The 25,911-nt window shown below is 72.3% G+C and carries 28 protein-coding genes; 15 read left to right on the forward strand and 13 right to left on the reverse strand.

From position 1 onward, the window contains the following. The first annotated feature begins 132 nt into the window (after positions 1 to 132). The gene (locus ACGFRG_RS26265; protein WP_009997451.1) at positions 133 to 300 is read left to right on the forward strand and encodes a DUF3117 domain-containing protein; all 168 of its coding nucleotides are present in this window, start codon (positions 133 to 135) and stop codon (positions 298 to 300) included. 192 nt (positions 301 to 492) lie between these two features. Here the strand turns inward: ACGFRG_RS26265 and ACGFRG_RS26270 are convergent, their stop codons facing one another. Beyond that, positions 493 to 1,230 carry an O-methyltransferase gene (locus ACGFRG_RS26270; RefSeq protein WP_361422733.1) on the reverse strand — a complete coding sequence of 246 codons (738 nt, stop codon included), beginning with the start codon at positions 1,228 to 1,230 and terminating at the stop codon, positions 493 to 495. A 120-nt stretch (positions 1,231 to 1,350) separates the two neighbouring features. On the opposite strand from ACGFRG_RS26270, the gene sigE reads away from it, so the two are divergent. The 5 genes from sigE to ACGFRG_RS26295 all read left to right on the forward strand — a co-directional run bounded on the left by sigE (position 1,351) and on the right by ACGFRG_RS26295 (position 6,520). After that, a complete protein-coding gene (gene sigE, locus ACGFRG_RS26275) occupies positions 1,351 to 2,127 on the forward strand; it encodes an RNA polymerase sigma factor SigE (RefSeq protein ID WP_361422736.1) in 777 nt (258 codons plus the stop codon). Continuing rightward, the gene (locus ACGFRG_RS26280; RefSeq protein ID WP_361422739.1) at positions 2,124 to 3,080 is read left to right on the forward strand and encodes a zf-HC2 domain-containing protein; all 957 of its coding nucleotides are present in this window, start codon (positions 2,124 to 2,126) and stop codon (positions 3,078 to 3,080) included. The genes sigE and ACGFRG_RS26280 overlap by 4 nt, the downstream gene beginning before the upstream one ends. 120 nt (positions 3,081 to 3,200) lie before the next feature. Further along, the gene (locus tag ACGFRG_RS26285) at positions 3,201 to 5,060 is read left to right on the forward strand and encodes a trypsin-like peptidase domain-containing protein (protein WP_393267814.1); all 1,860 of its coding nucleotides are present in this window, start codon (positions 3,201 to 3,203) and stop codon (positions 5,058 to 5,060) included. Positions 5,061 to 5,216: 156 nt separating this feature from the next. Further along, positions 5,217 to 5,678 (forward strand): sec-independent translocase, encoded by a 462-nt coding sequence (locus tag ACGFRG_RS26290; protein WP_361422745.1) that lies wholly within the window; start codon positions 5,217 to 5,219, stop codon positions 5,676 to 5,678. Positions 5,679 to 5,842: 164 nt separating this feature from the next. Further along, on the forward strand, positions 5,843 to 6,520 hold the full coding sequence (locus ACGFRG_RS26295) for a hypothetical protein (protein ID WP_361422748.1): 678 nt from the start codon (positions 5,843 to 5,845) through the stop codon (positions 6,518 to 6,520). 200 nt (positions 6,521 to 6,720) lie between these two features. Here ACGFRG_RS26295 and ACGFRG_RS26300 read toward each other — a convergent pair whose 3' ends face one another. From ACGFRG_RS26300 to ACGFRG_RS26310, 3 genes are read right to left on the reverse strand one after another with little or no spacing between them, the layout of a single operon-like run. Then, the gene (locus tag ACGFRG_RS26300) at positions 6,721 to 7,854 is read right to left on the reverse strand and encodes an Mrp/NBP35 family ATP-binding protein (RefSeq protein ID WP_361422751.1); all 1,134 of its coding nucleotides are present in this window, start codon (positions 7,852 to 7,854) and stop codon (positions 6,721 to 6,723) included. Positions 7,855 to 7,894: 40 nt separating this feature from the next. Beyond that, positions 7,895 to 8,476, reverse strand: a complete 582-nt coding sequence (locus ACGFRG_RS26305) for a DUF1003 domain-containing protein (protein ID WP_361422754.1) — start codon at positions 8,474 to 8,476, stop codon at positions 7,895 to 7,897. Continuing rightward, entirely contained in the window at positions 8,469 to 9,752 is a 1,284-nt protein-coding gene (locus tag ACGFRG_RS26310) for a magnesium transporter MgtE N-terminal domain-containing protein (protein ID WP_361422757.1), read from the reverse strand. Before ACGFRG_RS26310 ends, ACGFRG_RS26305 begins: the two co-directional genes overlap by 8 nt. Before the next feature lie 212 nt (positions 9,753 to 9,964). Here ACGFRG_RS26310 and ACGFRG_RS26315 point away from each other — a divergent pair, with 212 nt between their 5' ends. Beyond that, positions 9,965 to 10,720: a hypothetical protein gene (locus tag ACGFRG_RS26315; protein WP_361422760.1), complete on the forward strand. Its 756-nt coding sequence runs from the start codon at positions 9,965 to 9,967 to the stop codon at positions 10,718 to 10,720. A gap of 67 nt (positions 10,721 to 10,787) precedes the next feature. On the opposite strand, the gene ACGFRG_RS26320 is transcribed toward ACGFRG_RS26315, so the two are convergent. Next, complete coding sequence (locus tag ACGFRG_RS26320) at positions 10,788 to 11,309, reverse strand: hypothetical protein (RefSeq protein ID WP_361422763.1); 522 nt, start codon at positions 11,307 to 11,309, stop codon at positions 10,788 to 10,790. 97 nt (positions 11,310 to 11,406) lie between these two features. On the opposite strand from ACGFRG_RS26320, the gene ACGFRG_RS26325 reads away from it, so the two are divergent. Beyond that, entirely contained in the window at positions 11,407 to 12,324 is a 918-nt protein-coding gene (locus ACGFRG_RS26325; protein ID WP_393267820.1) for a DMT family transporter, read from the forward strand. On the opposite strand, the gene ACGFRG_RS26330 is transcribed toward ACGFRG_RS26325, so the two are convergent. Next, positions 12,302 to 13,429 (reverse strand): magnesium and cobalt transport protein CorA, encoded by a 1,128-nt coding sequence (locus ACGFRG_RS26330; RefSeq protein ID WP_361422769.1) that lies wholly within the window; start codon positions 13,427 to 13,429, stop codon positions 12,302 to 12,304. The genes ACGFRG_RS26325 and ACGFRG_RS26330 overlap by 23 nt on opposite strands. Positions 13,430 to 13,874: 445 nt before the next feature. Between ACGFRG_RS26330 and ACGFRG_RS26335 the strand changes: the two genes are divergently transcribed. The 4 genes from ACGFRG_RS26335 to ACGFRG_RS26350 all read left to right on the forward strand — a co-directional run bounded on the left by ACGFRG_RS26335 (position 13,875) and on the right by ACGFRG_RS26350 (position 16,929). Next, complete coding sequence (locus ACGFRG_RS26335) at positions 13,875 to 14,477, forward strand: suppressor of fused domain protein (RefSeq protein WP_361422773.1); 603 nt, start codon at positions 13,875 to 13,877, stop codon at positions 14,475 to 14,477. 79 nt (positions 14,478 to 14,556) lie between these two features. After that, complete coding sequence (locus ACGFRG_RS26340; RefSeq protein ID WP_361422776.1) at positions 14,557 to 15,195, forward strand: DUF6758 family protein; 639 nt, start codon at positions 14,557 to 14,559, stop codon at positions 15,193 to 15,195. A 163-nt stretch (positions 15,196 to 15,358) separates the two neighbouring features. After that, positions 15,359 to 16,222, forward strand: coding sequence for a PHP domain-containing protein (locus ACGFRG_RS26345; RefSeq protein WP_393267825.1), 864 nt, complete (start codon positions 15,359 to 15,361; stop codon positions 16,220 to 16,222). 101 nt (positions 16,223 to 16,323) lie between these two features. Further along, entirely contained in the window at positions 16,324 to 16,929 is a 606-nt protein-coding gene (locus tag ACGFRG_RS26350; protein ID WP_361422782.1) for a MarC family protein, read from the forward strand. 125 nt (positions 16,930 to 17,054) lie between these two features. On the opposite strand, the gene ACGFRG_RS26355 is transcribed toward ACGFRG_RS26350, so the two are convergent. Further along, on the reverse strand, positions 17,055 to 17,207 hold the full coding sequence (locus ACGFRG_RS26355) for a hypothetical protein (RefSeq protein ID WP_188276037.1): 153 nt from the start codon (positions 17,205 to 17,207) through the stop codon (positions 17,055 to 17,057). Between the two features lie 208 nt (positions 17,208 to 17,415). On the opposite strand from ACGFRG_RS26355, the gene ACGFRG_RS26360 reads away from it, so the two are divergent. Continuing rightward, entirely contained in the window at positions 17,416 to 18,375 is a 960-nt protein-coding gene (locus tag ACGFRG_RS26360) for an NYN domain-containing protein (protein ID WP_361422785.1), read from the forward strand. An 81-nt stretch (positions 18,376 to 18,456) separates the two neighbouring features. Here the strand turns inward: ACGFRG_RS26360 and ACGFRG_RS26365 are convergent, their stop codons facing one another. After that, positions 18,457 to 19,353, reverse strand: coding sequence for an alpha/beta fold hydrolase (locus ACGFRG_RS26365; RefSeq protein ID WP_393267830.1), 897 nt, complete (start codon positions 19,351 to 19,353; stop codon positions 18,457 to 18,459). A gap of 142 nt (positions 19,354 to 19,495) precedes the next feature. After that, positions 19,496 to 21,646: a DEAD/DEAH box helicase gene (locus tag ACGFRG_RS26370; RefSeq protein ID WP_393267983.1), complete on the reverse strand. Its 2,151-nt coding sequence runs from the start codon at positions 21,644 to 21,646 to the stop codon at positions 19,496 to 19,498. A gap of 388 nt (positions 21,647 to 22,034) precedes the next feature. Here ACGFRG_RS26370 and ACGFRG_RS26375 point away from each other — a divergent pair, with 388 nt between their 5' ends. Further along, positions 22,035 to 22,805, forward strand: coding sequence for a ferritin-like fold-containing protein (locus tag ACGFRG_RS26375; RefSeq protein ID WP_361422791.1), 771 nt, complete (start codon positions 22,035 to 22,037; stop codon positions 22,803 to 22,805). 142 nt (positions 22,806 to 22,947) lie between these two features. Here the strand turns inward: ACGFRG_RS26375 and ACGFRG_RS26380 are convergent, their stop codons facing one another. The 4 genes from ACGFRG_RS26380 to ACGFRG_RS26395 all read right to left on the reverse strand — a co-directional run bounded on the left by ACGFRG_RS26380 (position 22,948) and on the right by ACGFRG_RS26395 (position 24,822). Further along, complete coding sequence (locus ACGFRG_RS26380) at positions 22,948 to 23,211, reverse strand: hypothetical protein (RefSeq protein WP_361422794.1); 264 nt, start codon at positions 23,209 to 23,211, stop codon at positions 22,948 to 22,950. Between the two features lie 230 nt (positions 23,212 to 23,441). Continuing rightward, a complete protein-coding gene (locus ACGFRG_RS26385) occupies positions 23,442 to 23,669 on the reverse strand; it encodes a DUF3107 domain-containing protein (protein ID WP_188276032.1) in 228 nt (75 codons plus the stop codon). 143 nt (positions 23,670 to 23,812) lie between these two features. Further along, positions 23,813 to 24,454, reverse strand: coding sequence for a TetR/AcrR family transcriptional regulator (locus ACGFRG_RS26390; RefSeq protein ID WP_361422798.1), 642 nt, complete (start codon positions 24,452 to 24,454; stop codon positions 23,813 to 23,815). 146 nt (positions 24,455 to 24,600) lie between these two features. Next, the gene (locus ACGFRG_RS26395) at positions 24,601 to 24,822 is read right to left on the reverse strand and encodes a hypothetical protein (protein WP_361422801.1); all 222 of its coding nucleotides are present in this window, start codon (positions 24,820 to 24,822) and stop codon (positions 24,601 to 24,603) included. 118 nt (positions 24,823 to 24,940) lie between these two features. Between ACGFRG_RS26395 and ACGFRG_RS26400 the strand changes: the two genes are divergently transcribed. Then, complete coding sequence (locus ACGFRG_RS26400) at positions 24,941 to 25,909, forward strand: alpha/beta fold hydrolase (protein ID WP_393267835.1); 969 nt, start codon at positions 24,941 to 24,943, stop codon at positions 25,907 to 25,909. Positions 25,910 to 25,911 lie beyond the last annotated feature (2 nt).

Here is a 25,911-nt window from a genome sequence, read left to right on the forward strand (position 1 = left end):
CCGACCGATGTTGGTCATCGGGTCCTGCGATGCGGGATAATGACCTGGAAGCAATGTGTTCGATGCCGGTAACACGGTGCCTGTCATGGGGCCGCCGGCTGCGATGAGCTGGTTTCAGGAAGGGGAAACAGCATGGCGGCCATGAAGCCGCGGACGGGCGACGGCCCGCTCGAGGTGACCAAGGAGGGGCGGGGCATCGTCATGCGCGTTCCGCTCGAAGGCGGCGGTCGGCTTGTCGTCGAGCTGACCCCGGACGAGGCCGAGGCGCTCGGTGACGCGCTCAAGAAGGTCGTCGGCTGATTCAGCGGGCTCGACCCGATTACTCTTCACCGCCCCGGCTCGGTACGCAGGTACCGGCCCGGGGCGGAGTCGTATCCGGACGTCGTATCCGCACGTCGTATCCGCCGGGCGCACGTCACGCGGACGCGCCCCGCGCAATGGCGTCCAGGGCCGCGCCACGCGCGCGCGGACCGCGGCACGCGGCGGCGGCACTCAGCCCCGCTTCACCGCGCACAGCAGCCCGTCCCCGACCGGCAGCAGCGATTCCACCAGCTCCTGGCTCTCCCGTACGGTCCGCAGCAGATCGCGCAGCCGCAGCACCTCGGCGGGCTGGACGCCCGAGTCGACCGTGCGGCCGTCCGCGAAGACGCCCTCGAAGCAGACGATTCCGCCGGGCCGCAGCAGGCGCAACGATTCAGCGAGGTAGTCCAGGGACTCCATCCGGTCGCCGTCGCAGAACACCAGGTCGTATCCGCCGTCCGCGAGCCGGGGCAGTACGTCCAGGGCGCGCCCGGGGATGAAACGCGCCCGGTTGCCGGCGAAGCCCGCCGCGCGGAACGCCTGCTTGGCGAACTGCTGGCGGTCCGCCTCGGGATCGACGGTGGTCAGCACGCCGTCCGGGCGCAGGCCCTGGAGCAGATAGATCCCGGAGACGCCGGTTCCGGTGCCGATCTCGGCGACCGCCTTCGCGTCGGCGGTGGCAGCGAGCAGGCGCAGCGCGGCGCCCGTCCCCGGGGAAACCGAACGCAGACCTGCCTCCCGGGCCCGCTCGCGAGCCCAGCGCAGCGCGTCGTCCTCGGCGACAAAGGCGTCGGCGAACGCCCAGCTCGTCTGCCGGTTGGCGGTAATGGCCCTCTCCTGTCCCCGTAGTTGGCGCGCAACGGTGACTGTATCCGCTGGACCCGGGAACCCGCAGATGGGACCGGGCGTTAAGAAGGGCGGGGGGAGCATATGGACGAGTACGGAAACCCGGTCCCCGAGCGGTCCGGGAAGGAGCGCGGTTCAAGGGATACGAACCCAGTCCCAAATGCGCGTAAAGATTCTTATCCGGAGCTAACGGGCGAGGTGGCTATGGTAGGGGCTCCACTGGACACCACCAGAGCCGACAGGGGAGGTGCGGCTGCGCCTGTGGATCGGGGAGGAGTGCTCCGGCGCTTTCTCAGGTCGGCGGGTGAGCCGAAATCCGTGACCAACATTGCTGACCGTTCCACGCCCGCAGACTCCGCAGCCACCGCGACCTTCGCCGACGCGGATTCCCCGGCGTGGACCCCTCCCACCTGGGAGGAGATCGTCAGCACGCACAGCGGCCGCGTCTATCGCCTCGCCTACCGCCTGACGGGCAACCAGCACGACGCCGAGGACCTCACCCAGGAGGTCTTCGTCCGCGTCTTCCGCTCGCTGTCGACCTACACGCCGGGCACGTTCGAGGGCTGGCTGCACCGGATCACCACCAACCTGTTCCTGGACATGGTCCGCCGCCGCCAGCGCATCCGCTTCGACGCGCTGGGCGACGACGCGGCCGAGCGGCTGCCCAGCCGCGACCCGTCCCCCCAGCAGGCCTTCAACGACGCGCACTTCGACGCCGACGTCCAGCAGGCCCTCGACACCCTCGCGCCCGAGTTCCGCGCCGCCGTGGTCCTCTGCGACATCGAGGGACTGTCGTACGAGGAGATCGCGGCCACGCTCGGCGTGAAGCTCGGGACCGTGCGCAGCCGTATCCACCGTGGCCGCTCACATCTGCGCAAGGCCCTCCAGCACCGCTCGCCCGAGGCCCGCGCCGAGCAGCAGCGCGCCCTCGCGGGGGTGGCGCACGGCGCCCCGGGGGCGGTCGGAGAGGGGACCGCGTGACCGGCACCAGTCCCACCCCCGCCGAGCAGCATCTGGGGGACCGGCTCGCCGCCCTCGTCGACGGCGAGCTCAACCATGACGCCCGTGAGCGGGTCCTGTCGCATCTGGCGACCTGTCCCAAGTGCAAGGCCGAGGCCGACGCCCAGCGCCGCCTCAAGAGCGTGTTCGCGCAGACCGCACCGCCGCCGCCCTCCGAAGGGCTGCTCGCGCGGCTCCAGGGGCTGCCCGGCGGTCCCGGAGGTGACGGCGACGGCCGGGGACCACTGGGCGGGGGGCGCTTCTCCGAGGGAGTCTTCACCACCCCGGGCTCGCTGAGCGATCCCATGAGCGGCTTCGCGTACGTGCCGGGCGGGGCGCACGCCGCCGTCCTCGGCACCGACCTGCCCGGACGGGGCTTCCGCATCCTCCCCCAAGCTCTGGATGAGCAGGGGGTACCCCCATCCGTGGGCCGCTCCGAGGAGCGCTCCGGCTCGCCGTGGCGCGGCCGCCGGTTCGCCTTCGCCGCCGCGAGCGCGGTGTCCCTGGCCGCGATCGCCCTCGGCGGCGCGATGCCGTCGGACTCGGGGCCGGACACCACCGCCCGGGGCGAGGGATCCGGCAGCAATGTGACCCCGCTGCGGGCGCAGAGCCCGTCGGCCGGTCCGGCTTCGGGGACGCCGCTGTCCGCCGAGTCGCAGCGGCGACGCGGTGGCGCGGCCAGTGGGCCGGTGGTGCCGGAGTCGACGGCGCCCGCGACGATGGGTCTAGCCGGGCTCAACGGAGTGCCGTCGCAGCCCACGCCGCAGCAGATGGGCAACGCGTTCCGCGCGGCGCTGCTGAGCGGTTCGCCGCTGCCGCCGCTGATACGCCCGGCGGTCGCGGTCCTGGCGGTGCGGCCCGCTTCTCTGCTGCCCACGCTCCCGGGTGCGACGCCGTCCGCGCCGCCCACGCATCTGGCCGTGCCCCAGCGCTGAGGAGGTACCGCGCCCCTCGTTGGCGTTGGGGGCGCGGTACCGCATCGGGCTGCCCGCAAACCTGGTTGAATTCCCGGGAGGGGTGCCCTGGAGGGCACGCGCGCCAGTTGCGGGGAGAACATGAACGACGGGAAGCCCACCGGGTCGAAGGCGAGATGGTGGAGCCGTCCCACCCAGCGCGGGGGCGGCTCCGCCGCCGAGGAGACGTACGACCTCGCTCCGCCCGCCGGGGCGCAGCCCACGCCGCCGGACGCGGACGCGGAGGCGTACCCGCTGGCCGAGGGCGTGCCCGTCGAGGACGAGTCGGCGTACCGGCTGGCGCCGCCCGCGCCGTCCGCGCCGGTGGGGCAGACGGGTGCGGCCGAGCCCGGCGACGCTCCGCAGGCGCCGCCGTCGGAGATATCCGCCGAGCCTGTCGACGCCGCGGCGCGCACTGCCGCAGCCGTTGACGGCTCGACCGAGGCCGCCGACGGCGACGCGGCAGCGCAGACTCCCGGGCCCGTTGACGGCTCGACCGAGGCCGCCGAGGCCGGCGAGGTCACCGGGACCGCCGAGGTCACGGAAGCCGCCGCGCCGGTGCGGCCGTTGCACGCCCCCGATCCGTACGGGACTCCGCCCTACGGCGGGCCCGGGCCGTGGGCGCCGGCGCCGCCGGTGCAGCGGCCGACGCCGCCCGGCGCGCCCGTGGTGCCGCCGCAGGCCGCCTACCCCGCGCCGCCCGAGGCCGTGGCACCCCTGCCGCAGCCGGGCGCCGCGTACCCCGCGCCCGAAGGCGTAGGCGTACCGCAGGCGTCGCCCTCGTCGCAGTGGGCGCAGTACGACCCGTGGGGCGCGGGCGGCGGGCAGCCGCTCAGCTCGGCCGGGGTGCCGCAGAAGGCGAAGTCGCGGCGCGGGGCGCTGGTGCTCGGCGCCGTCGCCCTCGCGCTGGTGGCCGGTGGCATCGGCGGCGGGGTCGGGGCGTACGTCGAGCGCAACGGCGGCGTCACCCACGTCGATCTGCCGCAGGCGGGCAAGGGGCCCGTCGGGCGCGCGCCCGACAGCGTCGCCGGGATCGCCGCCAGCGCCCTGCCGAGCGTGGTCACGCTGCACGTCAGCGGGGCCAGCGAGTCCGGCACCGGAACCGGCTTCGTGCTCGACACCGCCGGGCACATCCTCACCAACAACCACGTGGTGGAGCCCGCGGGCTCGTCCGGCGACATCAGCGTGACGTTCAGCGGTGGCGAGAGTGCCCGCGCCGAGGTGGTCGGCCGCGACAGCGGGTACGACCTCGCGGTGGTCCGGGTCACCGGGGTCTCCGGGCTGAAGCCGCTGCCGCTCGGCAACTCCGAGAACGTGCAGGTCGGCGACCCGGTGGTGGCCATCGGCGCGCCCTTCGACCTCTCCAACACCGTCACCTCGGGCATCATCAGCGCCAAGGAGCGCCCGATCACGGCGGGCGGCGAGAAGGGCGACGGCAGCGACGTCAGCTATGTGGACGCGCTCCAGACCGACGCCCCGATAAACCCGGGCAACTCGGGCGGTCCGCTGCTCGACTCGCGCGCCCACGTCGTCGGCATCAACAGCGCCATCCGCGCCGCCGGCAACAGCGACAGCGGCGGCCAGGGCGGCTCCATCGGCCTGGGCTTCGCGATCCCGATCAACCAGGGCAAGCGGGTCGCCGAGGAGCTGATCAACACCGGCAAGGCCACCCACCCGGTCATCGGTGTGACCCTCGACATGAAGTACACCGGCGACGGGGCCCGGGTCGGCGCGAAGGCCGCCGACGGCAAGCCGTCCGTCACCCCCGACGGCCCCGGCGCCGCCGCCGGCATCAAGCCCGAGGACGTGATCACCAAGGTCGACGGCCAGCGGGTGCACAGCGCCGAGGAGCTGATAGTCAAGATCCGCGCCCATCGCCCGGGCGACCGTCTGGAGCTGACCCTCAAGCGCGGCGGCCAGGAGCAGCGCCTGACCCTCACGCTCGGCTCGGCGACGTCTTGAGGCCCGGCCTCCGCTTGCCCCCCTGGGTCGCCTCTCGGTCACCCCGGGGCAAGCGGCGGCCAAACGTCACCGGGTAGGTACCGTTTCGACAGTTTCGGCGGGTACCGTGGAGCGGTCCATGACTGGACCCGGGAGCAGAGCCACGAGGAGCAGCAGGTGTTCAACGACATAGGGCCCATGGAGCTCGTCACCCTGGTGATCCTCGCCGTGCTCATCTTCGGCCCGGACAAGCTGCCCAAGCTGATCCAGGACGTCTCCGGGTTCATCCGCAAGATCCGCAGCTTCTCGGAGACCGCCAAGGCGGACATCCGTGCCGAACTCGGCCCGGAGTTCAAGGACTTCGAGTTCGAGGACCTGCACCCGAAGACGTTCGTACGCAAGCAGCTGATGGACAACGACGACCTGGGTCTCAAGGAGATCCGCAACAGCTTCGACCTGCGCAAGGACATGGAAGAGGTCGCGGACGCGGTGCACGGCCGCGAGAGCGCGCCCACCACGGCCGCCAACGGCTCGGCCAACGGATCTTCGGGCGGCTCCTCCGCGACGCCCGACCTCCTCAAGAAGCGCGAGAAGCTGGAGCCGGGCGAGCGCCCCCCGTTCGACGCCGACGCGACCTGACACGCCCCCACTGCTTCCGTACGCGGCGTCAATCTGAGCCACGTCAGCACCGTCTTTCCCGGTGAGCACGGCCGGGGTGGCTATCCTCCATACGTCCGGCAGCCAGGTCGCCCGAGGGGGGCGGGCCGCGCCGGACACCTACGGATCGAGGAGGCGGCCGGGCAGTGGAGACGACGAGTCGGGTAACGGCACAGGGGGCCACCGAGGACACCCCGTCCACACCAGAAGGGGTGCCGGCGGCCCGGCGTACGGTCGACGGCTATCTGCGGGCGCCGTTCGCCTGGTACGGCCTGGACGAGGCCTTCACGGGGCCGCGCTGGCTGATGCAGGTGGCCACGGCGGCCGACGGCAGCGTCCAGCACGGGTCCACCGGCCACGGCGACGAGCCGTCGATACGGCCCGACGCGGCCGACCGGGCCGCCGCCGAGCGCGAGCGGTTCGCGGTGGTCGTGAGCGTTCCCGCCAACCCGGTGCGCCGCAGCGGCGACGGTACGGGCGTCCTGGAGGCCACCTCGGTCTCCTCCGCGGCGTGGCTGGCCGGGTCCGGGCTGCTCTCGTTCACCTGGCCCGCACAGATGGACCACGTCCTGCGCGGCGACTGGCTGGACCAGCAGACCGAGGCGGCGTGGGAGCTGGCGGACGATCTCGGCGGGCCGGACTGGACCACGCTGTCGCTGCCCGTCGACGGCGTCGCGACGCCGTTCCACTACCGGGAGTCCGAATTCGGCTGGGTGCTGGCCGGCTCGGCGGGGGACGGGGTGCATCTGGGGGCGTACGGGCGCGGCATGAGCGCGTACGGACTCGGCTTCGCCGTCGTGAAGGACATCACCACGTACGCGTGATGCTCCGCGAGGCGTGGAGTTCTGACTGCGGGCCGGTGGGGGCTGGTCGCTCCCCCAAGTTCTCGGCTCCGCTCGAACAGGGGGGGACCCCCATCGCGGCGGAGCCGCACATGTCACAGCCCCGCGCCCCTGGGTAGTCGTGCCTCGGGCACGTGTAAGGGGCGCCCACCAATGGCGGGCGCCCCTTACACGTATCAACCTCAGAACTTGTTGCGCGGCGTGATCCCCAGCGACATCCCCGACAGGCCGCGTGCGCGGCCGCCCAGCTTGCCCGCGATCGCTCGCAGGGCGGCGCCCGCGGGGGAGTCGGGGTCGGAGAGGACGACCGGCTTGCCGTCGTCGCCGCCCTCGCGCAGGCGGACGTCGATCGGGATGGAGCCGAGCACCGGCACGTTCGCGCCGGTCGTCTTGGTCAGGCCCTCGGCGACCTTCTCGCCGCCGCCCGTGCCGAACACGTCGACCATCTCGTCGCAGTGCGGGCAGGGCAGGCCCGCCATGTTCTCGACGACGCCGACGATCTTCTGGTGGGTCTGGACCGCGATCGAACCGGCCCGCTCGGCGACCTCGGCGGCCGCCTGCTGCGGGGTGGTGACGACCAGGATCTCCGCGTTCGGGACCAGCTGGGCCACCGAGATCGCGATGTCGCCCGTGCCCGGCGGGAGGTCGAGCAGGAGCACGTCCAGGTCGCCCCAGTAGACGTCGGCCAGGAACTGCTGGAGCGCGCGGTGGAGCATCGGGCCGCGCCAGACCACCGGGGCGTTGCCCGGGGTGAACATGCCGATGGAGATGACCTTCACACCGTTCGCCGACGGCGGCATGATCATGTTCTCGACCTGGGTGGGACGGCCGTCCACGCCCAGCATGCGGGGCACCGAGTGCCCGTAGATGTCGGCGTCGACGACACCGACCTTCAGCCCGTCCGCGGCCATCGCCGCGGCCAGGTTCACCGTCACCGAGGACTTGCCGACGCCGCCCTTGCCGGACGCCACCGCGTACACCCGGGTCAGCGAGCCGGGCTTGGCGAAGGGCACCTCGCGCTCGGCCGTGCCGCCGCGCAGCGACGCGGCGAGCTCCTTGCGCTGCTCGTCGCTCATCACGTCGAGCGTGACGTCGACGCGCGTGACGCCCTCGACCCGCTCGACCGCCTCGGTCACGTTCTTCGTGATCGTCTCGCGCATCGGGCAGCCGGAGACGGTCAGATACACCGTGACGGCGACCGCCCCGTCCGCCCCGATCTCGACCGTCTTGACCATGCCGAGCTCAGTGATCGGGCGGTGGATCTCTGGGTCGTTCACCGTCGCCAGTGCCTCGCGCACCGCGTCATCCGTAACCATATGGAGATGGTACGGCGCGGGGTCCCGCCCCCGGAAAGCCCTAACGGCGGTCTGATTCGTCACTTCCGTACGGGGCCTCCGTCGGGAATACCACGCGGCGGTCCTCCATCTCCTTCATCAGGTCCTGGAGTTCCGAGCGGATCCAGTCCCGCGTGGCGACCTCGCCCAGGCCCATCCGCAGCGCCGCGATCTCCCGGGTCAGATACTCGGTGTCGGCGATGGAGCGCTCGTTCTGCTTGCGGTCCTGCTCCAGGTTGACCCGGTCGCGGTCGTCCTGCCGGTTCTGCGCGAGCAGGATCAGCGGGGCCGCGTACGAGGCCTGGAGCGAGAGCGCCAGGGTCAGGAAGATGAACGGGTACTCGTCGAAGCGCACATTGGCTGGCGCGAAGATGTTCCAGACCACCCACAGGATGATGATCAGGGTCATCCAGACGATGAACCGCCCGGTCCCCAGGAAGCGGGCGATCCGCTCGGAGAACCGGCCGAACGCCTCCGGGTCGTACTCCGGCAGCAGCCGGGGCCGCGGCGCGCGCGGCTGGTCGAGCCGGGCGCGGCCGCGCACCACCGCGGTGGCGCCCGCTCCCGCGCGCGTGCGCTCGCGCTCCTCCGTACGGTCAGCCATGATGCGGGCCCCCCTCCGAGTCGTCCGTGCTGTGGAACTCCGTCTCGCGCCAGTCGTCGGGCAGCAGGTGGTCGAGCACGTCGTCGACGGTCACCGCGCCCAGCAGCGAGCCGCTCTCGTCCACGACCGGCGCCGCCACCATGTTGTACGCGGCGAGGAAGCTGGTCACGGCGGGCAGCGAGGCGTCCGGCGACAGCGGCGGCAGATCGCTGTCCACGATCGACGACACCAGTGTGAACGGCGGATCGCGCAGCAGCCGCTGGAAGTGCACGGTGCCCAGGTACTTGCCGGTCGGCGTCTCGTCGGGCGGCCGGCACACGTACACCTGCGCGGCGAGCGCGGGCGAGAGGTCCACCTGGCGCACGCGCGCGAGGGCGTCGGCGACGGTCGCGTCCGGCCGCAGCACGATCGGCTCGGTGGTCATCAGACCGCCCGCGGTCCGCTCCTCGTACGAGAGCAGCCGTCGCACGTCCGCCGCGTCGTCCGGCTGCATCAGCGTGAGCAGCCGCTCCTTGTCCTCCTCGGGCAGCTCGGAGAGCAGGTCGGCGGCGTCGTCCGGGTCCATCGCCTCCAGGACGTCGGCGGCCCGCTCGTCCTTGAGCTTGCCGAGGATCTCCACCTGGTCGTCGTCCGGCAGCTCTTCGAGTACGTCCGCGAGCCGGTCGTCGTCGAGGGCCGCGGCCACTTCCGCGCGCCGTTTGGGGGAGAGGTGGTGCATCACATTGGCGAGGTCGGCCGGGCGCAGCTGCTCGAAGGTGGCCAGCAGGTTCTCGGCGCCCTGGCCGTGCTCCTCCAGCGAGAAGCCGGTGACGGCCGACCATTCGACGGTCAGCGTCTCGCCCTTGCGCCGCAGCGCGCCGCCCTTGCCCCGGCGTACGAAGACCTTGTCGATCTCCCAGTCGCGGCGGGCGGGCAGCTGCTGGATGGCCACGTCCAGGACCGTCGCCTGCTCGCCGGTCTCGACCAGGGTGACCCGGCGGTCCAGGAGTTCGCCGAGGACGAGCCGTTCGGTGGGGCGCTGTTCGAAGCGGCGCAGATTGACCACGCCGGTGGTGATGACCTGGCCCGACTCGACGCCGCTGACCCGGGTCATCGGCAGGAAGATGAGCCGGCGCCCGACCACCTCGACCACGACGCCGAGCAGCCGGGGCGGGCGGCGGCCGACCCGGAGCATCGCGACCAGATCGCGCACCCGGCCCACCTGGTCGCCGTTGGGGTCGAAGACGGCGACACCGGCCAGGTGCGAGACAAAGATCCGGGGTGCGCCTGCCGCCATGCTGAGCGCCTCCTAGTGGCGTGATCCGACCCTGTTGCGGCCTGAAATGGCGCTGAATATCTGATTCAGGTTAGCCGGTGATCATCCGGTACGCCCTTGCGGGTCGTCCGTACGGCTCTCCGCTGGGCAGGGTAGACGGCCCGGGTAGGGTGCGGTCTGCCGACCCCCTCTTCGCGCCCACGCCGCGCGCCTCGACGAAAGGCTGTGTGCCGGTGAGCACTCGCTTCCTGTCCGTACGTCGGGCCCGCCGGGCCGCGCTCCCCGTCGCGCTCTGCGCGGGGCTCGCCACGGCCGTCACGGCGTGCGCCTCGGACCCGGACGAGGGCACCAACGGCGTCGGCAAGCTCTCCGCCACCGACATCGAGGGCAGGGCCCGTACGGCGGCGGACGGCGCCGACGCGGTCCGGCTCAGCGGCACGCTGGTGAGCAAGGGCGGCTCGTACCGGATCGACATGCGGTTGAAGGGGACCGGCGGCACCGGCACGGTCACCTCGAAGGACAGCACGTTCGCGCTGCTGCGGGTCGGCGACGAGCTCTATCTCAAGGCGAGTGCCGGGTTCTGGGCTCACAGCGCCGACAAGCGCTCCGACTCGGACAGCGCGGCCGCCGCCGGCAAGCTCGACGACAAGTACGTCAAGGTGCCCTCGGGCGACCCCTCGTACCAGGAGCTGCGCGGCTTCACCGAGAAGGGCGCGCTGCTCAAGGGCATGCTCGGGCTCCAGGGCGAGCTGTCCAAGGGCGACCGCTCCAAGGTCGGCGAGGTCCGCACGATCCGGGTGAAGGCGGGCAAGGACGGCGAGGGCGGCACGCTGGACGTCGCCCTCCAGGGCACCCCGTACCCGCTGCGCTTCGAGCGCGCGGGCGGCGCGGGCGTGCTCGAACTGGCCGACTGGAACAAGGACTTCACGCTCGCGCCCCCGTCGAAGGACGCCACGGTGGACTACGGCCGCCAGCTCCCGAAGGCGTAGTGGGGCTCGGCGGGGCGTAGTACGGGACGGGGCGCGGCCCGGCGGGGCGCCGGTCGGCCCGCGCCCGTCAGCCGCGCTTGCCCTTGCGCTTCCGCTTCAGCAGCAGCCTCGGCAGCGCCGCCGGGACCGGGTGGCGGGTGGTGGCCGGGGTCTCGACCGGGCGGGCCGCCAGCGAGCCGTCGGGCATCTGTGTGCGCGTCTCGCGCGGCGCGAGACGCAGCAGCCTGCACTCGCGCGCCCAGCGCGCGGTCATCGCCTCGCCGTCCGGCGCGTTCAGCCGCTTGCCCTTGAGCTCGGCGACCACCGCGTCCCACAGCTCGCCGCCCGGCGCGACCTCGCTCACCGAGGCGGTCCAGGCGACCAGGCGGCCGCCCTTGTCCTTGCTGCGGACGGTCACCTCGGCGGTGCCGCCGTCGGTGAGCCCCTCCAGCGGCTGCTCGCCGGGCCCGCCGCCCACGACGTAGGCCGCGCCCTCGTGCCAGGCGTGCCACAGCGGACGGTCGGCGGTCCCGGTGCCGCGCACCCAGATCAGCCCCGACTTCTTGGTGGCCTCCTCGACGAGGGCCTGGTCGAGCAGCGCACTTGTCATGGGGTCACCTTATGGGACGGCCGGGACGCCGCACGAGGGTTGTCCACAGCACGGGCCGACAGTTACGTAAATATGTTTAGCCCCTTACGATGCCGTCGTGCCCTCCACCGCCACCACCGCCACCGTCCCGGCGGGGACCGCCGCACCGGCCGCTCCCCGGCTGGACTTCGCGCTGCTCGCCGTCGCGATCCTGAGCGTGTCGCTCTCCGCGCCGCTCATCGCCGCCACGGTGGCCCCCGCGCTCGCCATCGCGTTCTGGCGCAACGCCATGGCGGTCGGTGCGCTCACCCCGCTGGCGGCGCTCAAGTACCGGGACCGGCTGCGCGCCCTGACGCGCCACGAGGTGGGGCTCGCGGTCGCGGCCGGCGCGCTGCTCGCGCTGCACTTCGGGCTGTGGCTGCCGAGCCTGCGGATGACGTCCGTGGCGTCCTCGACCGCGCTGTGCACGACCACGCCGATCTGGACGACCATCGCGCTGCGCATCCGCGGCCACCGGCCGCCCATGCTGGTGTGGGCCGGGACGACGGTCGCGTGCGTGGGCGTGGTGATGCTCACCGGCATCGATCTGACCACGTCCTCGCGCGCGTTGGCCGGTGACGCGCTCGCGCTCGGCGGCGGGATCGCGGCCGCCGGATACGTGCTGCTCGGGGCCGAGGTGCGGCGCACCGTCGACACCGTCCCGTACACCTACGTCTGCTACAGCACGGCCGCCCTGTGCCTCCTCGCGGCCTGCCTCTTCAGCGGCGCGGACCTCACCTCGTACTCCGGGACCACCTGGGCCAAGCTGGCCGCGCTCACGGTGGCCGCCCAGCTGCTCGGGCACTCGCTGCTCAACCGCGTGGTGCGCGCGCTCGGGGCGTCCGTGACGTCCACGGCGATCCTCCTGGAGACGCCGGGCGCGGCCCTGATCGCGGCGCTCTGGCTCGGTCAGCAGCCGCCCGCGCTCGCGTGGCCCGCGCTCGCCGTGATCCTCGCCGGACTCGCGCTCGTCGTCAGAGCCAGCCGTTCCGTTTGAGCGTGCGGTGGATGACCAGGCAGCTGCCGGCGATGGCGGCGAGCACGATCGGGTAGCCGTACTTCCAGTGCAGCTCCGGCATGTAGTCGAAGTTCATGCCGTACACCCCGCACACCATCGTCGGTACGGCGATGATCGCCGCCCATGAGGTGATCTTGCGAGCGTCCTCGTTCTGCGCGAACGACGCCTGCGCCAGGTTGGCCTGGAGGATCGAGTTCAGCAGCTCGTCGAAGCCGACCACGTGCTCCTGCACGCGCGCGAGGTGGTCGGCGACGTCCCGGAAGTACTTCTGGATGTCGGGGTCGACCAGCCGCATCGGGCGCTCGCTGAGCAGCTGCATCGGCCGCAGCAGCGGCGAGACGGCCCGCTTGAACTCCAGCACCTCGCGCTTGAGTTGATAGATCCGTCCGGCGTCCGTGCCGCGCGGGCTGCCCTTCGTGGGCGGCGAGAACACATCGATCTCGACCTCGTCGATGTCGTCCTGCATAGCGTCCACGACCGCCAGATAGCCGTCGACGACCTGGTCGGCGATGGCGTGCAGCACCGCCGACGGACCCTTGGCCAGCAGCTCGGGGTCGTCCTGGAGGCGCTTGCGCAGCGCCCGCAACGAGCCCTGGCCGCCGTGCCGGACGGTGATGACGAAGTCCCGCCCGGTGAAGCACATCACCTCGCCGGTCTCCACGACCTCGCTGGTCGCGGTGAGTTCGGCGTGCTCCACATAGTGGACCGTCTTGAAGACGGTGAAGAGCGTGTCGTCGTACCGCTCCAGCTTGGGCCGCTGATGGGCGTGGACCGCGTCCTCGACGGCCAGTGGGTGCAGCCCGAACTCGGCGGCGATGCCCGCGAATTCGGCCTCGGTCGGCTCGTGCAGACCGATCCAGGCGAACCCGCCGTCGTCCCGCACCCGCCGCATCGCCTCGCGCGGCGACAGGCACGCCTGCGCCTCGGTGCGCACCCCGTCGCGGTAGACCGCGCAGTCGACGACCGCGCTGCTGGCGGACGGGTCGCGGGTCGGGTCGTACGTGCTGTACGGGGCGGCGCTCTTGCGCAGCGACGGACGCAGCGAGGGGCGGACCGCGGCGCGCAGGTCACGGATCATCGACATGGCAGGACTCCTTCACGGAGAGGCCGCCGACGGGCGTGGCACTGCCCGGAATGAGGACGTGACGCGACTGCGTACATCTGCGTACGTCCGCAAAGCGGGCGGTACCGCGGGCGCGGCGACGGCGTTCGCTACTGAAACGGACAAGGCGAGGCGATGTGCTCTTCCGTCGTGCGCGATGCCACGAGATGCAGGAGACTCTGAAGTTTCCCGGGATGTTTCCCGGCATGGTCGCCGGGTAGGGAGGTCTCGATCACAGGGAACAACGAAGGTGCGCGGAAGAGCGGTTGGTACTGCCAGGCCGACTTCGATCCATCGCAGCCCCACCTCCTCCGGCCGGTCCCCCGTGAGGGACTTCCTGCTGCCCTGAACAGCGGCTAAGACTATCAGTCGACGTAACTGTCAAGTCCGTACTTTGCTCGTTCGATACGGCTTCTATGCTCACTGCATGGTTGATGTTCTTGCTCTTGTCGAGGCCAGGCTGCGCACCGCCCTCGGCGAACCGGACGCGCGCGCCGCGGTGACCTTCCTCGGCACGGACCGCATCGAGGTGCTGCGCTTCACCGACGGGGACATCGTCCGCTACGCCACGCTCGGCATGTCCGCCCAGCCGATGGCCGACCCCACGGCCGCCCTCGCCGACCCGGTCAAGGGCCCGCGCGCGGAGCTGGTGCTGTCCGTGCGGGCCGGGCTCGCCGACAGCCCCCCCTTGTCCGTACTGGACAGGTTGCTCCGGCCGCTCGCCGTGCTCGCCGCCACGCCGCAGGTGGAGGGGCTGGTGGTGGCTCCCGGCGCCTCGCTGGACATCGGCGAACCGCTGTGGCCCGGGGCGCCGTTCAGCTCGGTCCTGGTCGCCGAGCCGGGCGGCCTGGTCGAGGACCTGGAGCTCGACGACCCGATGGACCCGGTCCGCTTCCTGCCGCTGCTGCCGATGACGGCCAACGAGGCCGCCTGGAAGCGGGTGCGCGGGGCGCAGGAGCTGGAGGAGCGCTGGCTGGCGAACGGCACGGATCTGCGGGATCCGCTGCGTACCTCGGTACGGCTGGACTAGTCCAGCCGTACCGCTTGCCACACGCCGACCGGGTGATCGTCCTTGACGCGGCGCGGGACGGGGAGGACCGTTGGCAGGTATGAGGGGCGAACCCAGTTGCCCGAAGTGCGGAGGCCGGGTCAGGGCGCCCGGTCTCTTTGCCGACTCGTGGCAGTGCGACGTGCACGGCACGGTGCACCCGCTGCAGCCCGTGGTTCCCCCCAGCGTCGAGGCGCTCGGCGTCGCGGTGCACCGGACGCAGGTGCCGGTGTGGATGCCCTGGCCGCTGCCGATCGGCTGGCTGTTCACCGGAGTGGCGATCGCGGGCGACGACCGCAGCGGCGGGCGGGCGACCGCCGTGGCCTGCTCCGGCCCCGGCCCGCTCGGCGGCATGGGCGAGCTGCTGCTGGTCGCGGAGGAACTGGGCGTGGGGCTCGGCGCGCGGTACGCGGGCATCGACGGCCCCGACCCCGGCCCGTACATGAGCGTCGACAAGCCCCCGCAGGTCAAGGTCCTCGCGGCGGGCCGGCCCACCCCGCTGTGGCACGTCACCGCCACCCCCGACGACCGCGCGGTCTTCGCGGGCGAGGCGCGCGGGCTCTGGCTCTGGGCCATCGTCTGGCCCGAGCAGTCCGGCCTGCTGCTCTACGACGAGCTCGTCCTCACCGATCTGCGCGACGCGGGCGCGGAGGTCGAACTGGTGCCGTGCGGGGCGCTGTCGCCGCGGATCCTGTCGTGACGCGGGCGTGGACGGCGGCTCGCGCCACGCGCGCGTGGGCGCTGCCAGGCTCCACGCGTACGCGTGGAGTGCGGTGGTCGCCACAGCTGTTTCGGGCCGTGCAGGGGTGACGCGCAGTTATCCTTGAGTGTCCCCCTGTCCGTCCCGAACGCTGGAGTCACGCGTGCGCATCGATCTGCACACCCACTCCACGGCGTCGGACGGTACGGACACCCCGGCCGAGCTGGTCCGCAACGCGGCTGCCGCCGGTCTCGACGTCATCGCGCTCACCGACCACGACACCACCCGTGGCTACGCGGAGGCGACCGCGGCGCTGCCCGCCGGTCTGACCCTGGTGACCGGTGCCGAGCTGTCCTGCCGCGTCGACGGCATCGGGCTGCACATGCTGGCGTACCTCTTCGACCCCGAGGAGCCGGAGCTGGCGCGCGAGCGCGAGCTCGTCCGCGACGACCGGGTGCCGCGCGCCCGGGGCATGGTGGACAAGCTCCAGGAGCTCGGCGTCCCCGTGACCTGGGAGCAGGTCGCCCGGATCGCGGGCGACGGCTCGGTCGGCCGCCCGCACGTCGCCGAGGCCATGGTCGAGCTGGGCGTCGTCGGCTCCGTCTCCGACGCCTTCGTGCCGGACTGGCTGGCGGACGGCGGCCGGGCGTACGTCGGCAAGCACGAGCTCGACCCGTTCGACGCGATCCGCCTGGTCAAGGCGGCCGGCGGGGTCACCGTCTTCGCGCACCCGCTGGCGCTCAAGCGCGGCCGGGTCGTGCCCGAGACGGTCATAGCCGAGCTCGCGTCGGCCGGCCTCGACGGTATCGAGGTCGACCACACGGACCACGACGCGCCCACGCGCGCGCGGCTGCGTTCGCTCGCCGCGGAGCTCGGTCTGCTGACCACGGGCTCCAGCGACTACCACGGCAGCCGCAAGGCCGTACGGCTCGGGGAGTGCACCACCGACCCCGAGATCTACGGCGAGATCACGCGCCGCGCGACGGGCGCTTTCCCCGTCCCGGGCGCGGGCGGAACCGGCCGCTGACCTGGCGGGGCCGCGCCCCGGCCCCTTCTTCGCTTTCCCCGAGGACTCCGCCCGAGCGGGGTCCCCCTTTCCGTACACCCCCTCTCCTGCAAGGCACCACCGTGTTCGACGCTGCCGTCTTCGGCTCCCTCTTCCTCACCCTTTTTGTCATCATGGATCCCCCCGGGATCACGCCGATCTTCCTCGCGCTCACCTCCGGCCGCCCCGCCAAGGTGCAGCGCAAGATGGCGTGGCAGGCCGCGGCCGTGGCCCTCGGCGTGATCACCGTCTTCGGTCTGGTGGGCCACCAGATCCTGGCGTATCTGCACATCGACGTCCCCGCGCTGATGATCGCGGGTGGCCTTCTGCTGCTGCTCATCGCGCTCGACCTGCTCACCGGCAAGACGGACGAGCCGAAGCAGACCAAGGACGTCAACGTCGCGCTCGTACCGCTGGGCATGCCGCTGCTCGCCGGGCCCGGCGCGATCGTCCAGGTGATCCTGGCGGTCCAGAACCACGACACGTTCGGCGGGCAGGTCGCGGTCTGGACGGCGATCCTGGCGATGCACATCGTGCTGTGGCTGGTCATGCGGTACTCGCTGCTGATCATCCGGGTGATCAAGGACGGCGGCGTCGTCCTGGTGACCCGGCTCGCGGGCATGATGCTCTCCGCGCTCGCGGTGCAGCAGATCATCAACGGCGTGACCCAGGTGATCCACGGAACCTGACGCACCGGGCTACTGACGCACCGACGCGAGGCGTCCGTACGCGAAAAAGCGCCCCCTGCGCATCGACGGCATCGTCGGTGTACGGGGGGCGCTTCGGCTTTCGCCGCGTAGAAGATCCTTACGCGTTACGAAGCCGAGCTGTCGGCCGGGCGGATGTAGATGCGCTGGCCGATTGCGGCGGCCTGCTGCACGATCCGGTTGACGGAGGCGGCGTCCACGACGGTGCTGTCCACGGCGGAGCCGTCGACGTCGTTGAGGCGCATGATTTCGAAGCGCATGGCTTCTCCCTTCGTCTGATCCTCCTGAAGGAGAACTACTGGTGCGGGGGGCTGCGCCTGTGCAGCCTGCTCCCACGGTTCAATGGGTTCAACGGGTTGCCCTTGGCAAACATTCCCTACGCTAAGGAAATTTTTTCATCGTCTAAGTACTGGACGGTAGGGCGACCGGTTGTGTGGGGTCGGTCACGCCACGGACAATGGGTGGCATATGAGCGAAGCAGGCGACACCACCAGCGGTAACCCCGACGGCCCGAGCACCCCGGGCGGGCCCGCCGCGTCCCCCGTCGGCCCCGACATCACCGCCCAGCTGGAGCGCACCAACCAGCTGCTGCGGCGGATGCTCGCCGAAGTGGCGAAGACCCCGTCGACCCACGCGATCTTCGTGGACGCGGGGTACGTGTACGCGGCCGCGGGCCTCCTGGTCACCGGGACCGAGGACCGGCGGGCCTTCGACCTCGACGCCGAGGGGCTGATCGAGGCGTTCATCGACAAGGCGCGCACGATCTTCGCGGACAGCCGGCTGCTCCGCGTGTACTGGTACGACGGCGCCCGCCGCCGCATCCACACCGCCGAGCAGCAGTCCATCGCCGAGCTGCCGGACGTGAAGGTGCGCCTGGGCAACCTCAACGCCAACAACCAGCAGAAGGGCGTCGACTCGCTGATCCGCTCCGACCTGGAGTCCCTGGCCCGGCACCGCGCCATCAGCGACGCGGCGCTCATCGGCGGCGACGAGGACCTGGTCTCGGCGGTCGAGGCGGCGCAGGGGTACGGCGCCCGGGTCCACCTCTGGGGCATCGAGGCCGCCGAGGGGCGCAACCAGGCGGAGCCGCTGCTGTGGGAGGTCGACAGCCAGCGCACGTTCGACCTGGACTTCTGCAAGCCGTACGTCACGCGGCGGCCGGTGACGATGTACGAGGAGAGCGGGCCCGCGCCGACGCGGGACGATGTGCGGTTCGTGGGGGCGCAGATCGCGGCGACGTGGCTGTCGGAGCGGGGCCGGGCCGCCCTGGCCCAGCTGCTGCCCGGGCATCCGTTCCTGCCCGGCCCGGTCGACCAGGACCTGCTTGTCGAGGCCGAGCGGTTGCTTCAGCGGTCCCTGCGGGGGCATGCGGATTTGCGGCGGGCGCTGCGGGACGGGTTTTGGCAGCACTTGCAGTCGCAGTACTGACCCTGACCTGCTGTCTCGGTGGGCGTGCTTGTTCGGTCGGGTGCGGGTGGGTGGGGGCTAGTCGCGCAGTTCCCCGCGCCCCTAGTGGGCGCCCCGGACGTCCTGAGCAGGCGTCCTGGACGTTGCGGCCTCCAGCCAGAACTCCGTCAACGCCGTTGCCAGTTGTTCCGGGTGCGACACGTTGGGGGAGTGGCCCGCGCCCCGGATGACTGTGTGGCGGGCGCCCGTGTCGTGGGCCAGGGCAGCCAGTTCGGTGACCGTCCACACGGACTCCTCGTCGCCGTACGCCACATGCAGCGGCAGGGGGAGCGCGGCCAGGCCCTTGGTGCGGTCCGGTTCGGTTCTCAACTGGCGCCCGGTGGCGATGAGTTGGGCCGGGCGGGTGTTGTACCAGCGCTGCTGCAGGAACGCGGCGATGTCGGGCTCGTCGGGGACGTGCGCCGGGTCGCGGCTGTCCAGCCAGCGCGTCACCGCCCACACCGCCGCCGGCGGCAGTACCGGCAGGGCGGCCCGCAGCAGCCGGATCTTGGCCCGCTGCTCCGGGCCGACATGGCCCGGCCCCGACGCGAGCAGCGTCAACGACCGGAAGGAGTCCGGGGCGAGGCGGGCGGCGGAGCGGGCGACCAGGCCGCCGAAGGAGTGGCCGACCAGGTGCACGGGCCCGTCGCCGAGGGCCGCCGTCTGGGCGAGCACGTCCTCGGCGAGGGTGCGCGGGGTGTACCCGCGGGTGCGGCGCGGTCCGGGGCTCTCGTGCTGGCCGCGTCCGTCGACCGCGACCGCGCGGTAGCCGGCCCGGGTCAGCGGCTCCAGGAGGGCGAGGAAGTCCTCCTTGCTCCCCGTGTACCCCGGCACGAGCAGCGCGGTCCCGACCTGCGCCGCCGTGGGGCGCGCGTCCAGCACGGCGAAGGGGCCGCGCGGCGTGACGAGCGCGTACGCGCGCGTGCCGGTGGGCAGGGCGAGGGAGCGGGGTGTGCTCATACGCCGAGCGTAATCGGGGCTCTCGGCCGCCCTCAATTCGACCCCTGACCTGCGGCTCTCGTACCCGGTGCAGGGCTCGAAACGCGCCCGGCCCGGCACCCCCGTGAAGGGGTGCCGGGCCGAACGTGGCTCGCTGTGGTGCTTACGCCTCCGGCGTCGCGGCCTTGCGCGTCCGCGTGCGGCGCGGCTTGGCCTCGGCCTCGGCCTCGGGCGTCGCCTCGGGGGCGGCCTCCGCCGTCTTCTTCGCGCGCGTGCGGCGCGGCTTGGGCTCGACGGGCGCGTCGGCCTCGACCGCCACGGCCACGGCCTTCTTGCGGGTACGGACCGGCTTGGCGGCGGCCTCGGCGGCCTTCGCCGCGGCGATCTCCAGCGCGGCCGACTCCGGGGTCAGGAACCCGACCTCGGCGACCGGCTCGACGACCTTGCGGACGCGGCGACGCGGCGCCGGGGGCGCCTCGACGACGGCCTCGGCGACCGGCTCGGCCACCTTGCGCGTACGGCGGCGCGGGGCGGCCACGGGGGCTTCCACGACGGCCTCGGCGACCGGCTCGGCCACCTTGCGGGTGCGGCGGCGCGGGGCCGCGGGGGCCTCCGGCTCGGCGGCGGGCGCCGGGACGACGGGCGCCTCGGCGACCGCGACGGCCTCGGCCGTCTTGCGCGTACGGGTACGACGCGGCTTCGGCTCGGCCTCGACGACCACCTCGGCCACCGGCTGCTCGGCGACGGCCTTCTCGGCCGCGGCCCGCTCGACCACTGCCTCGGCGGCGGCCACCACGGCCTCGGCCGGGGCGACGGCGCGGGTGCGGCGGCGACGGCGCGGTGTGCGCGGCTCGGCGGACTCCGTCTCGGCGGGCGCCTCTACGGCCGGCTCCGGCGTCACGGACTGCGGCTCGGTCTCCTCGACCGAGGACCCGCCGCGCGTACGACGGCGCTGGCGCGGCGTGCGCGTCCGGGCCGGACGCTCCTCCGTCGCGACCGGGGCCGCGGCGGCGGACTTGCGGCCGCGGCCGCCCGTCTCGCCCAGGTCCTCGACCTCCTCGGCCGCCAGACCCGCACGGGTCCGCTCGGCGCGGGGCAGGACGCCCTTGGTGCCCGCCGGGATGTTGAGCTCCTCGAACAGGTGCGCGGACGTGGAGTACGTCTCGACCGGGTCGTGGAACTTCAGGTCGAGCGCCTTGTTGATCAGCTGCCAGCGCGGGATGTCGTCCCAGTCGACCAGGGTGACGGCGGTGCCCTTGTTGCCCGCGCGGCCGGTGCGGCCGACGCGGTGCAGGAAGGTCTTCTCGTCCTCCGGCGACTGGTAGTTGATGACGTGCGTGACGCCCTCGACGTCGATACCGCGCGCGGCGACGTCGGTGCAGACCAGCACGTCGACCTTGCCGTTGCGGAACGCGCGCAGCGCCTGCTCGCGGGCGCCCTGGCCGAGGTCGCCGTGGACCGCGCCGGAGGCGAAGCCGCGCTTGGCGAGCTGCTCGGCGATGTCGGCGGCCGTCCGCTTCGTACGGCAGAAGATCATCGCGAGTCCGCGGCCCTCGGCCTGCAGGATGCGCGCGACGAGCTCCGGCTTGTCCATCGAGTGGGCGCGGAAGACGTGCTGCGAGATGTTGGCGACGGTCGCGCCCTCGTCGTCCGGCGCGGTGGCGCGGATGTGCGTGGGCTGCGACATGTAGCGGCGGGCCAGGCCGATGACCGCGCCCGGCATGGTCGCCGAGAACAGCATCGTCTGACGCTTCGGCGGAAGCATGTTGATGATCTTCTCGACGTCGGGCAGGAAGCCCAGGTCGAGCATCTCGTCGGCCTCGTCCAGGACGAGCACGCGGACGTGGGAGAGGTCGAGCTTGCGCTGGCCGGCCAGGTCGAGCAGGCGGCCCGGGGTGCCGACGATCACGTCGACGCCCTTCTTGAGCGCCTCGACCTGCGGCTCGTAGGCCCGGCCGCCGTAGATGGCGAGCACGCGGACGTTACGGACCTTGCCGGCGGTGAGCAGGTCGTTGGTGACCTGGGTGCACAGCTCGCGGGTGGGGACGACGACGAGCGCCTGCGGGGCGTCGGTCAGCTGCTCGGGCTTGGCCCGGCCCGCCTCGACGTCCGCGGGGACGGTGACGCGCTCCAGGATCGGCAGACCGAAGCCGAGCGTCTTGCCGGTGCCGGTCTTGGCCTGGCCGATGACGTCGGAGCCGGAGAGCGCGACGGGGAGCGTCATCTCCTGGATGGGGAACGGGGACACGATGCCGACGGCTTCAAGGGCTTCGGCGGTCTCGGGAAGGATCCCGAGCTCTCGGAACGTAGTCAGGGTGCTGCCTCTTCTGTGAGACGCGGCACGGGGCGAACGGGGCGGGTCTTACCGTGCCGGGTTCATCCGGCCGGAGTCGGGAATCGACCTGTGCCGGGTGGCGCGGGACCACTGCCGTCGCTCAAGCGCTCATGCCGCTGAGGGTCCCTCATCTGCAATCACGCACTTGTCACGCGTCGCACGAGGGCTGTCGGGTCGGAGCCGACCGGGCGACCGACCGGGCATCCTCATTCATCAAGCCGCCCGCCGAATACATGATCCTCGGCAGGCTCATTACCACTGTACCCCGGATTCGCGCATGTGTGTTGGGCGAATCCGCGGGAAGCGCCGGGACCCGGTTCCTGACCAGGGCCTTCCGTCGCGCCGGGAGCGGGCTATTGTGCGGACCATGGAGACGCCTGACAACGCCGCCGCAGCCGGCACCGAAGCCGCCGGACACGCCGAAGAACCCACCGCGCAGCCCACCGGGATCGCCGCCCAGGACTGGGCGACGGCCTCCGCCGAACCCCAGTACCGCGCCGCCGTCGTGGACCTGCTCGGCGCGCTCGCGTACGGCGAGCTGGCGGCCTTCGAGCGCCTTGCCGACGACGCCAAGCTGGCCCCGTCGCTGGCCGACAAGGCGGAGCTGGCGAAGATGGCCTCGGCCGAGTTCCATCACTTCGAGCGGCTTCGCGACCGCCTCGCGGAGATCGACGCGGAGCCGACCGCCGCCATGGAGCCGTTCGCCAAGGCCCTGGACGACTTCCACCATCAGACCGCGCCGTCGGACTGGCTGGAGGGCCTGGTCAAGGCGTACGTGGGCGACTCGATCGCCAGTGACTTCTACCGCGAGGTGGCGGCCCGGCTCGACTCGGACACGCGCGGCCTGGTGCTCGCCGTCCTCGACGACACCGGCCACGGCAACTTCGCCGTCGAGAAGGTGCGCGCCGCGATCGAGGCCGACCCGCGCGTGGGCGGGCGCCTCGCGCTGTGGGCGCGCCGGCTGATGGGCGAGGCCCTGTCGCAGGCCCAGCGCGTGGTCGCGGAGCGCGACGCGCTCTCCACGATGCTGGTCGGCGGCATGGCGGACGGCTTCGACCTGGCCGCCGTCGGCGAGATGTTCACCCGGATCACCAAGGCGCACACCAAGCGGATGGCCGCGCTGGGCCTCGCGGCGTAAGCGCTTCGCCGGGAGTGCGCGATGCTTCGGCTGCGGACCGTGCGTGGCTGGTCGCGCAGTTCCCCGCGCCCCTTTGGGGCACGCGGTACCACGGCGGACTTCCACCAGTCCGCTCGGCGCCTGCCCGTACGAAGGAAGCCGCCTACGCCGCTGATCGGCGCAGGCGGCCCGACGGGCGCAGCAGCAGGGACAGCGCGACCACGGCGATGAACGTCGCGCCGACGATCGTCGTCACCGTATGGCCCGGGCCGACCGCCGAGTGGGTCAGGAAGGCGCCGAACAGGGCGCCGAGCGGGCCCGCCGCCAAAACGGTTCGGCGGTCGGGCAGGCGGTGTGGCAGGCGGGTCGCTGCTGTCCAGGCAAGGGCGAGGCCGAGCAAAACGGAGCCGAGCGCTTCCAGGAACATGGGCGTCCCTCCCGCGGTGTGGACCAGGCGAATTCAGGTCACAGCCGTCCTACCCGACGCTCGCGGAGCGCAATCCTCCCCTCACCGTGTGGAGCACAGGGAGCGCACAGCCGGCGCGAAGGAGCCCGGACAGCGCCCCGGAGACAGCCCCGAACAGCGCCCCGGAGACACAGGAGCGGCCCGGCGGTCGATGACCGCCGGGCCGCTCCTGTGCCACACGCGTCTACGGGCTACAGCTGGCCGAAGCCCACCCGGCGAACCGCCGGCTCGCCGATCTCCACGTACGCGATCCGGTCGGCCGGCACGAGGACCTTGCGGCCCTTGTCGTCCTGGAGGCTGAGCAGCTGCGCCTTGCCGGCGAGGGCGTCGGCTACCGCGCTCTCGACCTCTTCGGCGGACTGCCCGCTCTCCAGAACGATCTCCCGGGGTGCGTGCTGCACGCCGATCTTGACCTCCACGGCTATGTCCCTCCGACGGTCTGCGGTGCGCGGTCAGCCGCGCCGTACCCCGCACACATTAGCCCGGTGAGGGGACCCGGACGGGCGAGCGCCGCACGCTACGAGCGAACACCGCGGCCCGTCGCGGCCGGTCGGACGGCCGGTCAGTGGCCGTCCGTGCCGTGCAGCGGGAAGCCCGCGATGCCGCGCCAGGCCAGCGAGGTCAGCAGCTGCACCGCCTTCTCGCGCGGGATCGCCGACTCGCTGGAGAGCCAGTAGCGGGCGACCACCTGGGAGACCCCGCCGAGGCCGACGGCGAGCAGCATCGACTCGTCCTTGGACAGCCCGGTGTCCTCGGCGATCACGTCCGAGATCGCCTCGGCGCACTGGAGGCTGACCCGCTCGACGCGCTCGCGCACGGCGGGCTCGTTGGTGAGGTCGGACTCGAAGACGAGCCGGAAGGCGCCGCCCTCGTCCTCCACGTACGCGAAGTAGGCGTCCATGGTGGCGGCGACGCGCAGCTTGTTGTCGCTGGTCGAGGCGAGCGCCGTGCGCACCGCCAGGAGCAGCGCCTCGCAGTGCTGGTCGAGCAGGGCGAGGTAGAGCTCCAGCTTTCCGGGGAAGTGCTGGTAGAGGACCGGCTTGGAGACGCCCGCCCGCTCCGCGATGTCGTCCATCGCGGCCGAGTGGTAGCCCTGTGCGACGAAGACTTCCTGGGCGGCGCCCAGAAGCTGATTGCGGCGGGCCCGGCGCGGCAGGCGCGTGCCCCGCGGGCGCGCCGCCTCGGTCTGCTCGATGGCTGTCACGCCGCCTCCCAAATGTTGATCTCGTGCGCGAAGCACGCGCGCCGCCATCGTACTTTTGGGTAACCCGGCTGTGCGCGGTGCGCACGCAGAATTTCACGGACCGGACAGGCTGGGTAGCTGGAGATACGCCCGGTTATCCGAACAAATCAGCGGTAGTCGTCTTCGTCGAGTGCGACGACGCGAGCCTGTTCGACGCTGTCCGCCTCGTTGGCCGCGTCCGGGTGGACGCGGGTCAGCGGCTCGTCGTGTTCCTGTCGTACGTCCGTGTGCTGCTCGGCGGCATCCGCTTCAGGGGTTTCCTCGGGGATCTCGGCGGTGTCGTCGTCTACGTCCTGGAAGGTCTCAGGGTCGCTGGGGTCGACGGGCATGGCTGCTCCCTTTAAAGAGGGCTTGCTACGAGCCTAGGGGGTGGCTCTGCGCAGCGCTATGCGATCTGTGACGGCGAACACATGAACCACGGTGTGATCGTCTCGTAACATTGCCCGCATGTCTTCGACCGAGCTGCCGGAATCCCTAGCCGCCGCCGTCGCCCCGGCACCTCGGGTGGGCGCGGTCCGGGTGGCGCCGGGCGAGGAGCTGCGTTCGGTGAGCCTGCCCGGCCTGACGCTGACCGTCCGGTCGCGCCCCGGGACCCGGCCCGGCCTGGCCCCCGCCCTGTTCGTGCACGGGCTCGGCGGGTCCTCGCAGAACTGGTCGGCGCTGCTGCCGCACCTCTGTGACCTGGTCGACGGCGAAGCCCTCGACCTGCCCGGCTTCGGGGACTCCCCGCCGCCGGACGACGGCAACTACTCGGTCACCGGCCACGCGCGCGCGGTGATCCGGCTGCTTGAGTCGGCCGGGCGCGGGCCCGTCCACCTCTTCGGGAACTCGCTGGGCGGCGCCGTCGCCACCCGCGTCGCAGCCGTCCGCCCGGACCTGGTCCGCACCCTCACCCTGATCTCGCCCGCGCTGCCCGAGCTGCGCCCCCAGCGCACCGCCTGGCCCACCGGACTGCTGGCGGTGCCGGGAGTGGCCTCGCTGTTCATGAAGCTGTCCAAGGACTGGACGGCCGAGGACCGTACGCGCGGAGTCATGGCCCTTTGCTACGGCGACCCGGGCCGGGTCGGCCCCGAGGCGTTCCGGGCGGCCGTCGAGGAGATGGAGCGCCGCCTTCGGCTGCCGTACTTCTGGGACGCGATGGCCCGCTCGGCGCGGGGCGTCGTCGACGCGTACACGCTCGGCGGCCAGCACGGACTGTGGCGCCAGGCCGAGCGCGTGCTCGCGCCGACGCTGCTCGTGTACGGCGGCCGCGACCAGCTCGTCGGCTACCGGATGGCCCGCAAGGCGGCCACCGCGTTCCGCGATTCGAGATTGCTGACCCTGCCCGACGCCGGGCACGTGGCGATGATGGAGTACCCGGAGGTGGTCGCGCAGGCGTTCCGGGACCTGGTCGACGACTGCGGAAACAGGAGCTGATC

Origin of the sequence: Streptomyces sp. NPDC048696, from assembly GCF_043198895.1 — a bacterium.
Classification (GTDB): Bacteria; Actinomycetota; Actinomycetes; order Streptomycetales; family Streptomycetaceae; genus Streptomyces.